General features: G+C 63.9%; 11 protein-coding genes. 4 read left to right on the top strand and 7 right to left on the bottom strand.

Annotated elements, in window-relative coordinates:
• Window positions 1-15: 15 nt before the first annotated feature.
• From HTIA_RS01085 to HTIA_RS01070, 4 genes are all read right to left on the bottom strand, one after another.
• Window positions 16-1722: a type II secretion system F family protein gene (locus HTIA_RS01085; protein ID WP_008525055.1), complete on the bottom strand. Its 1707-nt coding sequence runs from the start codon at window positions 1720-1722 to the stop codon at window positions 16-18.
• Window positions 1722-3656 (bottom strand): ATPase, T2SS/T4P/T4SS family, encoded by a 1935-nt coding sequence (locus HTIA_RS01080; protein WP_008525056.1) that lies wholly within the window; start codon window positions 3654-3656, stop codon window positions 1722-1724. Before HTIA_RS01080 ends, HTIA_RS01085 begins: the two co-directional genes overlap by 1 nt.
• A gap of 96 nt (window positions 3657-3752) precedes the next feature.
• The gene (locus HTIA_RS15395) at window positions 3753-4241 is read right to left on the bottom strand and encodes a DUF7311 family protein (RefSeq protein WP_008525058.1); all 489 of its coding nucleotides are present in this window, start codon (window positions 4239-4241) and stop codon (window positions 3753-3755) included.
• A gap of 42 nt (window positions 4242-4283) precedes the next feature.
• A complete protein-coding gene (locus HTIA_RS01070) occupies window positions 4284-5411 on the bottom strand; it encodes an ATP-binding protein (RefSeq protein WP_008525060.1) in 1128 nt (375 codons plus the stop codon).
• Between the two features lie 78 nt (window positions 5412-5489).
• On the opposite strand from HTIA_RS01070, the gene HTIA_RS01065 reads away from it, so the two are divergent.
• From HTIA_RS01065 to HTIA_RS01050, 4 genes are all read left to right on the top strand, one after another.
• A complete protein-coding gene (locus HTIA_RS01065) occupies window positions 5490-5969 on the top strand; it encodes a hypothetical protein (protein WP_008525062.1) in 480 nt (159 codons plus the stop codon).
• A gap of 929 nt (window positions 5970-6898) precedes the next feature.
• Window positions 6899-8287 (top strand): CARDB domain-containing protein, encoded by a 1389-nt coding sequence (locus tag HTIA_RS16575; RefSeq protein ID WP_008525063.1) that lies wholly within the window; start codon window positions 6899-6901, stop codon window positions 8285-8287.
• 30 nt (window positions 8288-8317) lie between these two features.
• Window positions 8318-8683, top strand: a complete 366-nt coding sequence (locus tag HTIA_RS01055) for a DUF7857 domain-containing protein (RefSeq protein WP_008525064.1) — start codon at window positions 8318-8320, stop codon at window positions 8681-8683.
• A complete protein-coding gene (locus tag HTIA_RS01050; protein ID WP_008525065.1) occupies window positions 8680-9375 on the top strand; it encodes a MinD/ParA family ATP-binding protein in 696 nt (231 codons plus the stop codon). The genes HTIA_RS01055 and HTIA_RS01050 overlap by 4 nt, the downstream gene beginning before the upstream one ends.
• Before the next feature lie 29 nt (window positions 9376-9404).
• Here the strand turns inward: HTIA_RS01050 and HTIA_RS01045 are convergent, their stop codons facing one another.
• From HTIA_RS01045 to HTIA_RS01035, 3 genes are read right to left on the bottom strand one after another with little or no spacing between them, the layout of a single operon-like run.
• Window positions 9405-10688, bottom strand: a complete 1284-nt coding sequence (locus HTIA_RS01045; protein ID WP_008525066.1) for a DUF7125 family protein — start codon at window positions 10686-10688, stop codon at window positions 9405-9407.
• A 42-nt stretch (window positions 10689-10730) separates the two neighbouring features.
• Window positions 10731-11933, bottom strand: coding sequence for a hypothetical protein (locus tag HTIA_RS01040; RefSeq protein WP_008525067.1), 1203 nt, complete (start codon window positions 11931-11933; stop codon window positions 10731-10733).
• Window positions 11930-13357 (bottom strand): hypothetical protein, encoded by a 1428-nt coding sequence (locus HTIA_RS01035; RefSeq protein ID WP_021029420.1) that lies wholly within the window; start codon window positions 13355-13357, stop codon window positions 11930-11932. Before HTIA_RS01035 ends, HTIA_RS01040 begins: the two co-directional genes overlap by 4 nt.
• Window positions 13358-13559 lie beyond the last annotated feature (202 nt).

The raw sequence follows: 13559 nt of genomic DNA, 5'->3' as shown, positions 1-13559 counted from the left end.
GTCACAGACGACTGCTCAGAACGTCGCCCCCACGACGACAATGGTGACGACGTAGATCGGGACGGCCCCGAGGAGGGAGCGGCCGATTCGATAGCCGAGCAACGGCCAGTCGAGGCCGTCCTCGAGGGCGACCGCGAGCGGAACTAAGATAAAGGACAGCGAGACGACGTAGACCCCGATCACGATGCCGAGTTGCTCGATCGGGAGCGTCGTCGCACCGTCTACGATCGCCGTTCCCTCCCCGGCGAGGCCGCCGGCAAGCCCGACAGTCGCCCCGGCGACCATCGGCCCGAAAAACGTCGCGGTGTTGTCGATCGTGTCGGTGATCGTCGAGAGCTGTCGTCTCGTTTGGGCTTCGACGTCCCGGAGTTCGTCGAGGTGATCGGCCATCGAGACGATCGCGCGCCCGGCCGGTGCACCCTGTTCGGCGGCGATCGCCAGGAGTTCGACGGTGGCCCGAACGCGCGGGCTCGGCACTGTCGTGACGACGCCGTACTCGCCGAGGAACGCCTCGTGGACGCTGACGTGGAGTCGACGCTGGAGGCCGGCAGCGCGGGCGAAGAGATCGCCGGTCTCCCCCGGAACTTGTTCTCCAGCCCGCTGAATCGCCGTCTCGACGGAGTTGCCGTCGTCGACGAGTCGGCCCGTGAGATACAGCGCGTCGGTGAGGTCCGCCTCGACCTCGCGGACGTACGTTCGCACCTGAAGGATGGGACGGACGTATCCGATCAGCGCCCCGGCGATGCCGAGACCACCACTGGCGATCGGGGCCAGGTAGCCGACACCGACTGCGGTGACGAGCGCGTACCCAGCAAGCGTCCCGAGCCCACCCCACAGCAGCGTCGGGAGCGCTCGCGGCGGAACGTCCGGGTGTGCGCGAGTGACCTTCGGTGGCGGAAACGCGATCGGCCGGCGTGCGAGCAGCCAGAGGCTCGCCCCCACCAGAACGATCGGCAGGACGACGTCGTATCCAACGACCAGATACCAGATACTGAGCTCGTAACCCACGAACCCGACGGCCGGAACGAGTGCGACGAGCGCGAGCGGAACCATCACGCCAAAGGCGTACAGTATCGTGGTCGGCCCGCGGATCGCGTTCGTGAACTCGGCCATGCGATCGCGCGTCCCGTCGAGGACGGCCGCAAGCGAGCGATCCAGCGTCCGGTTGCGCTCGGCCTCGGGTGCCTCCCCGGCACTCGCCAGTAAGTACGCCGAGCGCCGCATCGCCGGAAACCGATCGGCCCACTCCTCGGCGAAGGACAGCAGGCCGGTCCGTGGCGTCCCGACGGCGGCTTCGACGTGTGTCTCGAGGTTCCTCGCCAGCGAGCTCGATCCAGTCTCGGCGGCAAACCTGATGGCTGATTCGGTCGAGGGTTCGATCTGCATCCGGAGGACTGCCCGCCCGATCAGGGTCGGTGCGTCCCCCAGCGCCTCGGTCCGTTCGAACGACGCGAGCACGTGCGGGAGCGTCTGCACGACGTGCATCGACACCAGCGAACACCCTAGCGATATGCCGACGACTGCGTACCAGGGGAGCCAGAGAGTGAATCCGATCGGAACCAACGCCCCGAGAATGCCGGCACTGTACCCGGCTTTGACGTACGTCTCGGGCGTGTGCGGCGACCCCAGGAACGTGACCGACTCGACGAGTTCGTCACTCGCTTCGACCTCGAAACGATAGAGCCACGCGAGGCCGACGAGCAGAGCCGAACGAACCGCCATCAGTTCGATCGGCTCCGGCCGGCGTACGCGCTGGCGACTTCTGCGGGTTCGGTTCGGCCGTCCGCGGCGAGCGTCTCCAGCCGGTCGGCTCGCCTGGCGATCGACTCTCGCACGTCCGCATAGGCCCCCGCTGGACCGGACAACTCGTGGACGAACCGACTCTCGCCCTGGTCGATCCGACCGGTCGGTCGGGGCGCTGTCCCATCAGTTTCGTAGAGCGGTTCGAACCAGACGTCGCTCCCGTCGTAGATCACTTCCTCGATACGGGAGACCCGGCGGTCACGGCCCTGGGGCGTCGGGACTGTCTGGATCGTCACCACCAGATCAGTCACCGCGAACGACGACGGGTCGACGCCGAGGTCCGTGACGACGCGTTCGTAGACGTCGCCCGCGCCGTCGCCGTGGATCGTTCCGAGGACGGCGTTTCCGTTCGCACCGACCCGCATCGCCTCGTAGAGGACCGGTGCCTCCTCGCCACGGATCTCGCCGACCACGAGCGCGCCGTCACCGAGTCGAAGGGCCGTACGCAGAGCCTCCGCCGGGGTCATCTCCGGCCCGTGACCCGTCCCGGTTCGAAGCGCCTGGACGTCACGGCCCACGGATTGCAACGACTCGACCGGTAGCTCCGGTGTGTCCTCGATCACGACTGTCCGGGTGTCCGCCGTCAGTTCGTACAACAACGTCCCGAGCAGCGTCGTCTTGCCTGCCCCGCGGGTTCCGGCGATGAGCGCCGCCGCGTTCGACTCGATCGCGACTGAGAGAAATCCCGCGACCTCCGGCGTCACGGTCCCGTTCCGGACGAGTTCCGGGAGCGTGAACCGATCCCCGGTTTGCTGTCTGAACGCGAAGGCGATTCCCTCGGAGACCGGATTGGTTACTCCAGCGACGCGTAATTCGGCCTCGCCGTCGAGGGTCGCTTTCGCGTCGACGGTCGGCGTCGCCCGCGAGAACGCCCGCCCGCTCGTGCGCCTGATCCGCGACGCGATCGCGTGTGCCCCGTCGGAACTCAGAGAGACATTCGTCGTCATGGACTCCCCACCGCGAACCACTCTGAGTGGATTGCGTGCCACCGGTGCCGTGAGGTAGACGTCGGTGACCTCCGGATCGGCGAAAAGGTCCTCGAGAACACCGTAGCCACGCGTATGTTTTCGCAAGACTGACGCCAACTGTGGGTCGACTGCGCCGGTATCCGCCGCTTCGATCGCATAGGTCGCGGCCCCGTCGCCGGCCAGCTCCCCGTTCGCAATCCGTTCGTAGCCGTCGAGGATCGTTCGCCGATTAGATTCCGAGAGCGCAAGCTCGACCGGGTCGAGGACGTACCGTGGAACGCCGTTCGGGCGGGCGTAGACGCGTGCCCGACTGCCGGTGTCGAGGTCGATGACTTCCCGAAGTCGGACGTCGTCGCCGATCGAGTGATCGACGAAGTAGTGGCCGATCGTGAGGCCACGCTCTGGTGTCAGGATCTCGGACACGTCATCGAGACGAGCGGCGGTCTCGACGAGACCAGATTCGACGCCGACGTCCGCGATCGGATCGACTCGTTCACGGAGGTCCCCCGCGACTGCGAGCGGCTCAGTCACGACGCGGCGCTCGATGGCCTCTTCGTCCGCTCCGAGGAGCTCGAGAAACCGACCGATCGCCGAGAGGAGCGACGCCGCCTCGTGTCGATACCGGTGTTGGAGGCCGTCCGACTCGACGACAACCGCCGTAACCGGATCGGTCGCGAGTTCCCGCAGGACCGTTTCACGACAGGCTGACGAAGCGGCGAGATCGCCGTCGCACTCGCTTGCGTCGACGAGCAATCGGTCGCCGTCTCTCTCCGGTCGGCACGAACACGCGTCCCCGTGCTCACTGTCCAGCAGTTTCAGGACCGTCTCGAAGCCCACTGCCCGGGCGAACGTAGCGGCCGACGATCCGGCCGACAGTTCCGGCATAGGGACGGTGGCTGCCCACTCCGTTATAAACGTCCGTGTCGCTCACCGATTGCAGCATTCGGTCGGGTCCCTCCAGACAACCGCGACGGCACTCACTCATCGACCCCTCGACAGCACCCGTAGCGTGACATACGTCCCCGGATCGCTCCCGGGAGCACTTCTCGCCGCTGTGAGCGAGAGCGCGAGAGTCACGCGGCCTGTAACCCCGCTCAGATCGGTCGTCCCATCCGAGGCATTGTGATTTTTGATGATTGTCTCGATGTGTTTCGTGCGCGTCATTCGTCCATCGACGCGATACTCGATCGTCGTGATGCCGGGGGCGTCCGGTCTGATCCGAAAGGTGTCGACCGGTTCCGACGCGAATCCCGACGACGGTAGATCGAGTTCGAGCACGCGTCGCGCGCCGGCTTGCTCCGTCGGGGTCGGTTCCTCGGTCTCGTGGAGTGAGGTCACCGCAGATTCGATCTCGGCGATCTGAGTCTCGACCTGCGCTTCACTCCGAATTGTCGTGGCGTGATCGACGCCCGCCACCCCGATTCCAAGTAGCGCCACCGTCAGCAGGATCGCCAGGACGTATCGGATCATCGAACTTTGGGGTGAGTGGAGTTGACAGCAGCCGCGGGCTGTCTACTCTGGGCGCACATCGACATGCTCTGGCCGTCCGTTGCGTTCGATGGACTGGCCGTAGGAGGTTTCGCTCACAGCCGGGCTGTCACCGCCGTGTGGCGTCTCGCGCTCGCGAACCCGGGCCGCGTGGACCGTCTCCGTGGCGTCGTCGACGATGACGACATCGCCCGGTTGGCTGGGCATCCGATCCGCCAGTGAGCCGTTCATGTACGTCGGCTGGGCCCGCCTGAGTGCGTCGAGGTCGGCCCCGGCAGTCAGTCGATGGGAGAGGAGAACGTCCGACTGTGAGACCCCGACCTCGGGGACGGCACTCGGTCGCTGGGTAGCTGAAACGAGACTTACGCCGGGTGCGCGCCCCCGCGTGAGAATGGTCTCGAGGGCGCTCGCCGCGACGCCGTCGAAGAACGTGTGTGCCTCATCGACCAGCAGCCACGGGAGCCGATCGACGCTGTCGCTCACGCCGGCGCGGTAGAGCGCTTCGCCGACGCCCCGGCAGACGGCGCTCATCGCCGCCGTCTCGTGTCCAGAGACGTCGACGACCGTGATCTCACCGCCGCCGAGCTGTTCGGCGTCGATCCCCTCCGCGTCGAAGACGCCCCAGGACTGGGCGAGTCGGAGGTGATTGAGAGCAGCACGCTCGTCCCGGTCGGGGGCATCACCGTCAGTGATATGTTTGCGCATGCCTGCGAGCGTCGAACGTTCCTGTGCCGCTCGCCAGACGAGACTGCCCGCGCCGCTCTCGGGGTCGAGACCGAGTAGCGCACACCACGATCGCGGATCGAGGGTGTCGGGCGCGACTGTCGGTTCTTCGAAGACCGTCGCGGCGATCGCATCGCCACCCAAATCCCGGTTCGATTCGCCATTCGAACCGCCCGCGAGCGGCCCGAAGATTCCCATCGGATCGACGATCGTCGGCGCGATACCGGGCGTCGCGGCGAGCCCTTCCGCGAGCACGCCAAGCGTGTAGGACTTTCCGTAGCCGCGCTTGCCGACGACGAGCATCGCGTGCGGACGGTCGAGGTCCAAAAATAGGTCCGCACCGGGACTTCCGTCGAGGGCTCGGTAGGTTCCGAGGCGCATCTTCGGCAGGTCGTCGTCCGCGTCACCGCGGCCGAGGACGAACGTCATGGCGGTCCTGGCCCCGCCATCGCACTTGAAGGGACGGTCGTCCGGGAGTTTATAAGACAGAGCGCAGCCACGAACGGTATGCGACGCAGAACTGGCGATTTCGCGGGGGACGAACGCGCGATCGAGGGGTTACCGATCCGGCTGGTGATCGCACTGGTCGTCGGCGTCGCCGCCCTCTCGCTGATGATGAACGTCCTCGGACAGTTCGACGACAGCTTCCAGGACGAGACCGTGACCGTGGAGTTCAGCGACGAACTGGTGAAGGTGGGTGAGACGACGAACGTGAGTGTCGTGACGAGCGAAGGCGATCCGGTCGAGGGCGCGCACGTGCTGGTTCGGAGTGGGAGTTTGACGCTGGTTGATGAACCAATGAAACTCAACACCACAAATGGGTCAGCCAAATTGGATATTATCTCAGGTAGTCCGGATCGAGATAAGGCAAATATCGACTTCAGATCCGATCAAAATCGAGGAAGTCTTGAGTTCGAAGTCATCCCTCCTTCCGACTCCGATTATAAGGCTACTGATGAGTCCACCGAGGTAGTGATTTATCGTTAATTATGAGGAATACAGTTTCACATTCAAAATCGTTTTTTGCTATTGTAATTTGTATAATTGCTCTGGCCTTCGGTATGAGTATTAGTGGGATGGTTGCGGCATCTGAAATGACATCCATTGAATCATTATCCGGGTCTGGAACCGCTGAAGACCCATATGTAGTTACAAACGCAGAAGAGCTCCAAGCCATGGAAGAGGACCTTTCCGCCAGTTACGTTCTCGCTGCTGATATCAATGCTACTGAGACAGCAGACTGGAACAAAGGAGAAGGATTTGATCCTGTGGGGTCAAATCCGGATGGGCCTTTTAAGGGGTCCATAGATGGTCGTGATCACGTAATCACGGGCCTTTCAATCACGAGGGTTTCTGAAGATCATGTCGGGCTTTTTGGAGCTACTAAAGGAGCGGAGCTGCAGTCGATTCATGTCCGAGAAGCAGATATCATCGGAAAAAATCACGTCGGTGGAATCGTGGGCTATTGTGAGGATGGAAAGATTCGTTCAATGTCTGTAGATGGGAAAATTGAGGGGGCCAGAATGGTTGGTGGTATAGCGGGGACTATGCATAAAGGGGATCTTCAGAGTTCAAGATCGACTGCTAATGTTATCGGCTCTGAATATATTGGGGGTGTTCTCGGATTTTTATCTACAGATAGTACAATTCTTGGATCTACATCTCATGGAATGGTCCAATCTAAAGATAAGGCAGCTGGTGGGATCATTGGGACACTGAGCAGACGATCAAATAAAATACGAAATTCATTTTCAGTATCAACCATCCGCGGCAACTCTCAAACAGGTGGAGTTTTCGGATGGGCAGATACCGTCTCGCCTACTCTCTCAGAACTATATTGGGACCTCAATTCGAGTGGCACCACGGAAGGAGTCGGCAAAGGATCAAGAGAGGTTACCGGCTTGACGACCGACCAGATGACTGGCCCAGCCGCGAAAGAGAACATGGAGTACCTCTTCGTCGGGACCAATTTCATGACGACAGACAGCTATCCGGTCTTAGAGCAACACGTCGAGGACGTCGACGTCACGGTCGGACACTCGCCTCTCAGCGTCGAGGACACGACCGACGTCACGGTGACGCTGGAGTTGTACGACGGCTCGACCACCACGGCGACGCAGACGAGTGACTACGACGTCGACGGTGCTGTCTCGATCGAGAACAGGACCGTAGTCCCGTCCGAGACAGGGACGGCCAACGTCTCAGTCACCGTCAACGGAAAGACCGATACGGCGACGCTCGACGTTCGGACGCCCGCCAACGTCACGCGGACCGACGCACAGCTCGACACGTCGGCGATTCTCGCCAACAGCACGGCCACGGTCACCGCGAGGTTCGAAAACGACGGCGGGATGCCCGGAAGCGAGCGCCTCTCGGTCTCGGCCGACGGCGAGACAGTCGCCGAAGAGACCGTCTTCGTTTCCGGATACGCGGACACGGTGGAAACAGTCGCGTGGTCCGTAAACGAGACTGGAACGTACGACGTCACGCTTGCGGAGCGACATCTCGGCACCCTCGCGGCCCTCGATCGGGATACGGTCGAGTGCAAAGACGTGAGCGCACCGGCGACCGTCACGCCGGGCGAGACCTACGCTGTGGAGGCGACGTTCGAGAACACTGCCGACACACCCGTCTCAATCCCCGTTTCCTACCGTAGTGGCGAGCAGTCGACCGACAAGCGCGTTCGCGTCACGCCGGGTGAGTCGATCCACCGCGTCGAGTTCACGGCGGCGGAACCGACCGGCAGGACAGTGACACACGCCGTGACCGTCGGGAACTCGACCCAGCGTGCCAAAACGACGGTCCGTGCGCCAGCCCAGTTCGAACTGGGAGATCTCGATGGGCCGACGGAAGTCACCGAAGGTGAGACGATCACGGTCACGGCCACCGTCGAGAACGTCGGCGACCGTGCTGGCTCGAGGAACGTCTCGTTGTCCATCGACGGCCACGAGCGCGTTCGCGAGGCAGTACGTCTCGATGGTGGCGAGACCCGACGAGTCTCACTCGATGTGACCGTCGAGGGCTCGGACGCCGTCGAATACAAAGTCGATACCGGGGACGACTCGGAGGCCGGGTCGATAACTATCCAGACGGACGAGACGCCTACACCGTCCAGGTCGGAAGAATCGGTCGATAGCAGTGACGGACCTCGAGACGATAGTGGGGACGGACCTCGAGCTGATAGTACGAGCACACCCGACACGACGAACCAGGCAACAACGACGACTACGGGTCCCGGCTTCGGGATCGTCGTCACCGTATTGGCCTTCCTCGGCGGTGGAGTGTTACTCGCCCGCCAGCACTAGCATGCATCAATGGGGAATTTCCAATCACACATGGTCGAATTGGACACGGAAACGATCGTCGAAGGCGGAGTGACGTTCGTCCAGGCCACCGTCACGAACACGCGCGGGACGAGCCAGGCCGTCCGGCTCGAAAATCGACTCGAGGGTCCGCCGTGGCCGCCCAGGCGGGCGGGAATCGAAACGCCGGAGTGGGACGGAGACTACTGGGAGGGGACCGTTCAGCCCGGGGAACGCCGCGGCCTGGGCTACGCCAGCCCGGCGGAGCCGATCGACCAACCGTTGACCGTCGTCGACGTGCGGCGGGTTACGTCCGCAGACCGGAGGGACACCAGCGCAGTCCTCCGTGACCTCGACGGGTGGCGACCGCCAAGAGCACTTCTGGCAGATCGGCGATGATCGTGGCAGTCGCGGGCGGGAAAGGTGGCGTCGGGAAGTCGACGGTCGCCCTCAATCTGGCACGGGAACTCGAGGCGGTCGTCGTCGACGGCGATCTCTCGAGTGCCGATCTCCCTCGTGGGACCGGCCCGGACTTACACGACGTGCTCGCGGGACGCGTCGAGCCACTGGATGCTATCGAGCAGTTCTGGAATATGGAGTTACTCCCCTGCGGCAGAACGATTCACGGAGCGCGGGCGGCCGACCTCCGGACGTTCGAAACAGTGCTCGAGAGACTCGATCGGACGTCCGGTCCAGTTGTCGTCGACTGCCCGGTCGGACTCGCACGCGACGTCGGCACGGAGATTGCGAGCGCGGATGTCGTGGTGCTCGTGACCAACACTGACGAAGCGGCACTCGAAAACGCCGATCGGACGCGAGAGCTCGCAGTGACACTCGATACACCGGTCGGGGCGGTCGTCCTCAACAAAACAGATCGCACCACGTACGAGCGCGTCCGGACGGAGATCGAAACACGGTTCAACGCACCCGTGACGTACATCCCCGAACGCGTGGCGATTCAGCAGGCACAGGAAGACTGGGTACCCGTTCGCGATGCGTTGCCCGACGAGGACTCCGCCGAACGATTCGAAGATCTCGCGGACCGGCTTCGGGACTGTCGCTCTCAGATAGAGCGCCGACGCGTTCGGTGACGGTTTGGAATCGTGGCCTCGCCCGCTGGTCAGTCACTGTGGGAGGGCAACCGACTCGGGATGACTGACTCGTCGATCAGATCGAGTTCGATCGTCGCTGCAGGAACCGGCTCCCCTCGGACCTTCGGGACGGTGACACACTGGGCCATTCCGGCGACACTCATCGATGCCTCAAACTCGAAGACGAGATCCGAAAAATGGACTGTCAGGGGTCTGAGGGACGGTGGCTCCTCGCTATCGAGACAGTGGACGAACGCGACTGACTCAGTCTCGCGCACGTGTTCGAGAAGCCCGTTCATGAAGCGCCGATATTGCTCGCGATCAGTCCGTTCGAAGGCGTCGATCGGGTCGATGACGAGGTTTGCTCCGTCGGGTATCGTCTCGAGAAAGCCAGTCGCTTCGGTATAGATCTCATCGGGATCGAGCCGGCGGATCGTCGGATCCCCGGTGGGTACGGCGGCCGACTCGATCGAGTCACGGACGAGCGACGGCGATCGTTCGACCGTGAGATAGAGCGTTCCCCGAGCATCCGTCAGCGCGTAGAGAAACTGCTCGGCTTGACTCGACGGTTCGGCGATCACCGCGACGACGCTCCCGTGTGGGATGCCCCCGCCGAGTCCCGCATCCAGGGCATCGAGGCCTGTTCGCTGGCGGTCGGCCGCGACTGTCGTTCCATCAGTCACTGGCCAGCGATTGGTCAGTTCCGCGGCGATGTGGTCGTAAGCGTCACAGGTATCTGGATGTGTGAGTGGCGACGCTCGGTCGGGGATCGTCCCCAGGACCGGTCGGTCAGTGGCCTCGACCAGCGACGGCGGGACGCGTTCGGACTGGTTCACAACCAGGCCGGCGACGGGGACGTCGAGGTGAGACGCCATGTCGACCGTCGCGGTGGCGGCTTCGATGCTATGGGATGACGTCGTCGTGACGACGATCGCTCTATCGGCCGCCGAGAGCGGGTCGACGGCGTCCGGGCCGGCCCCCGATGGACAATCGACGATCGTCTGTCTCGAACTCTCAGCGAGGCGAGCGAGCACCGCGTCGACGGAGACGTCCTCGTCTGGCAGTGGTGCGGGAAGCAGCCTGGCGGTCGGTTCTCGGGGACTCTCGACCGCAACTGTCGATGGATCTTCGGCGTCCGGGACTCGACCGCTCGTCGGGTCACGATCGACGTCACCGATGACGTGGAGGTTCGGTAACTGTCGGTCGGCGTCCACGACGACGGAGGGGACGTCCGCCCGGGCGAACGCCTCGGCGATGCCGATCGCCACCGTCGTCTTTCCACAGCCCCCCTTCGTTCCTGCGACTGCGAGCATGTGACCCGTTGGCACCGCCTCGATTTATAAACATCCGCCGTCTCAGGCGGGTGCGTCAGACCGTCGCGCACGCTCGAACCTGGCGAGTGCTTCGAACGCGCTCGGGCCGCCGAAGACGTACACGTCGTCACCGCTCCGGAGTGTCTCCGTTTCGGCTGGGAGCGAAATTACCCCCTCGTCACGGACGATCACGAGAACGGTGACGGCCAACCAGCCGACGAACTCCCCTTCCAGAGGACCGTTCGCTTCGACGGTAAGCACTGAGATCGCGTGATCACTCGCTCTCAGGACCGACCGAAAGTCGGCCCCGTCGTCTGGGGCGGCCGGTATCGTCGTCAGACCGTCTGGGCTGGTCCCGACGAGTGCGGTGGACCGCGCCGCCGGCAGGACGAGCGTCGTCGTGTTGGTACTCGCTCGTTCGACCGTCGCCCTCCCGGCGAACGCGACTCGGTCGTCTTCGGCAGTCCAGACGTCGACTGGGTCGCCCACGTTCGCGCCACTGGTGCGTTGGCTCTCGACCGCGACGCCGACCGTCCGGGGCGGGAGCGACGCACTGAGTCCGGACGGCTCGTAGCCGATCGCCAGCCGCCTGAGGATGTGCGGTCCGTCCATCTCGATCTCGACACGATCGATCCCGTAATCGCGTTCGAAGCGAGATTTCACGCGGGCCGTGACTGCCTCGGGCGAGAGCGTCCGTGGCAACGACCAGGTACTCCCTGCGAGTTCACGTTTCAGCTCCCGATCGACCGGGTCGCTCCCTGACCGGTCCAGGATCGTCTCCGGGAGCTGCACGCGCCTCGCCTGGCGTGCTGATCGCCGTACGTCCGCGATTTCCCGTGGGTGTTCGGCCGGCTGGATGTCCGCGAAGACACACGCGATAGCGTCCCCGAGTCGCCGGCCGCCGAAGGCACCGACCGCACCTGCGCCGAACGATCCAATGAGGAAGTAGCCCGTCGCATCGAGGACGAGCGACAGATCGGCGACGACGGTGTGCTCACTGACGATCCGACCGCCGATCCAGAGGGAGATCGACACGAGACCGGTGAGGACGGCAGCGCCAGTTGGAATCGGGCGTGTGGTCTCGCGACGGTAGCAGACGGCCGCGAACGCTGCCGTAAGCGTCGAAAGCACGACGAGTCCGACGAGACTCACCGTGGCCGACCGCGTTCCGGGTGGTACAACCGATGAGAGTTGACTGATCGCGGTCGCGACAGCGACGCCAGGGGAAAGCGAGAGCCCCGTCATAGCGCCTCCGATGGGGTCGATTGAAGCTCCGGATCGAGCAGCCGGTCCAGGAGCCGGTCCGGACCGATCACGAACAGCTCCGTCCCGGGCGGAAGGGAACGGTCGGTCCCGGCGAGTGTGAAATCCGTACCCTGATCGTCTCTAGGATCGACTGCGGACTCGGAGTCAGTATCCGTTCGGGAAGGCGGATCGTGTCGACTCCCGCTCGCGCTCTCGAGTGAGCGAAACTGCCAGGCGTTCGTGTCGTCGTCCGACGTCTCGGGTGGGCGGACGCCAAGAACGGTGAGGTCCTCGGCGTGTTCGACCAAACAGTCGTGATTCCCCTCGTCTACCCTCACGCGGCGAAGGACCATGCCACCTCGCCGTAGCTGTCTGAGCGCGCCACGAGCGTGGTTCCCGCCGGACGGTCGCACGAGGAGCGTGACTGGGTCTGCGGTCAGGACAGTGCTGACAGCCTCGGCTTCGACGGCGACGGTGACATCACAGTTTCCGCCCGCAGTCGTTCGATCCGGCGGTATCGCTTCGGGTGTGACTGATTCGACCTGCCGTCGGGATCGCGATTCGACACCGTCCGTCCGCCGGCCACGGTGGGACTGATCTTCGTTCCGGACTGGAGCGACTGCCAGGACGGTGGCGTCGACAGATTCCTCCTCGACCGCGAGCGTAACGCGGTCGTCAGGTGCCAGTCCTGCAGGGATAGTCGTCTCGACGGTGACCGCCCGTTTTCCGTCGGGTAGCTGTGTTGGGACCGACGATGTAGAAAGCTTGACGGCGACACTCGCCCGCCCCTGTTGGTCGATAGAGACGCGTTCGACGTCGAGACCGAACGCCGTGCTGATTCGGGCCGCGAGCCGGGTCTCGAGTGTATCGACCGGCAAGTCGACCGGGAACCGCCACGAGCGAGATTCGATCGCATCCAACGTCGCTGTCGGGAGTGCCGGCCCGCACTTCGCGCCCGCCAGCTCGCAGGTCACGTCGATCGAAACGCGGCCGTCCTCGTCCGCTGATGCAACTGTCGCCGGGGACAGCGCTCGCCCACGATGGGACCTGGTTGGATCGGCCGCCGGAACGTCGCCGGCGATCCGGCTGCCCAGACCGTGTCCGTACCAGCCGAGCAACGCAGTGACACTGCCGAACGCCCCCAGAAAGAGAGCGTTCTCACCGATGAGCGTTGCGAGTTGTAGCGGGAAACGAGACAGTCGGCTATCGAACCCTGGAAGTGTGATACCCGTCGTGAACACGCCAGCAGAGAGCCCGAGACCACCGGCGACCAACAGCCCTACGGCGAGGACGACAGCGGCTGAACGTTGCCGCTCGCGATAATAGCTATCGAGGAACCCGACGACGCCGGTCGCGCCGGCGGCTGTCGTCCCGGCGACGAGTCCGAACCCCGCGCCCAGGAGCATTCCGAGCGGTGGCCTCATCCGCCGAGTCCCCGTCGCAGCTGTGATTGTTGCGTCCGTCGATTCTGTCTTCCACACACGGTGATGGCCCGGTCGATGTACATCGCTTTCCTCTCGGTGGCTGAACCGGCTGGCCGATGCAGCCGCCGACAGCGGGCACTCGTCCGGGTTTGGGATATAAACGTCAGCGACAACTCGTTGATATTTGTTCCCGAAAGAGACG

The organism is Halorhabdus tiamatea SARL4B (assembly GCF_000470655.1).
In the GTDB taxonomy this organism is placed as follows: domain Archaea; phylum Halobacteriota; class Halobacteria; order Halobacteriales; family Haloarculaceae; genus Halorhabdus; species Halorhabdus tiamatea.
The sequence above is the reverse complement of the archived record's forward strand: the minus strand, read 5'-3'. Positions and strand labels throughout refer to the sequence as shown.

What these genes read in the sequence shown, in the direction of transcription:
- HTIA_RS01035 (WP_021029420.1), bottom strand. Translation starts at nt 13,357, where the DNA reads ATGAGGCCACCGCTCGGAATGCTCCTGGGCGCGGGGTTCGGACTCGTC.
- HTIA_RS01040 (WP_008525067.1), bottom strand. Translation starts at nt 11,933, where the DNA reads ATGACGGGGCTCTCGCTTTCCCCTGGCGTCGCTGTCGCGACCGCGATC.
- HTIA_RS01070 (WP_008525060.1), bottom strand. Translation starts at nt 5,411, where the DNA reads ATGACGTTCGTCCTCGGCCGCGGTGACGCGGACGACGACCTGCCGAAG.
- HTIA_RS01050 (WP_008525065.1), top strand. Translation starts at nt 8,680, where the DNA reads ATGATCGTGGCAGTCGCGGGCGGGAAAGGTGGCGTCGGGAAGTCGACG.
- HTIA_RS16575 (WP_008525063.1), top strand. Translation starts at nt 6,899, where the DNA reads ATGACTGGCCCAGCCGCGAAAGAGAACATGGAGTACCTCTTCGTCGGG.
- HTIA_RS15395 (WP_008525058.1), bottom strand. Translation starts at nt 4,241, where the DNA reads ATGATCCGATACGTCCTGGCGATCCTGCTGACGGTGGCGCTACTTGGA.
- HTIA_RS01080 (WP_008525056.1), bottom strand. Translation starts at nt 3,656, where the DNA reads ATGCCGGAACTGTCGGCCGGATCGTCGGCCGCTACGTTCGCCCGGGCA.
- HTIA_RS01065 (WP_008525062.1), top strand. Translation starts at nt 5,490, where the DNA reads ATGCGACGCAGAACTGGCGATTTCGCGGGGGACGAACGCGCGATCGAG.
- HTIA_RS01055 (WP_008525064.1), top strand. Translation starts at nt 8,318, where the DNA reads ATGGTCGAATTGGACACGGAAACGATCGTCGAAGGCGGAGTGACGTTC.
- HTIA_RS01085 (WP_008525055.1), bottom strand. Translation starts at nt 1,722, where the DNA reads ATGGCGGTTCGTTCGGCTCTGCTCGTCGGCCTCGCGTGGCTCTATCGT.
- HTIA_RS01045 (WP_008525066.1), bottom strand. Translation starts at nt 10,688, where the DNA reads ATGCTCGCAGTCGCAGGAACGAAGGGGGGCTGTGGAAAGACGACGGTG.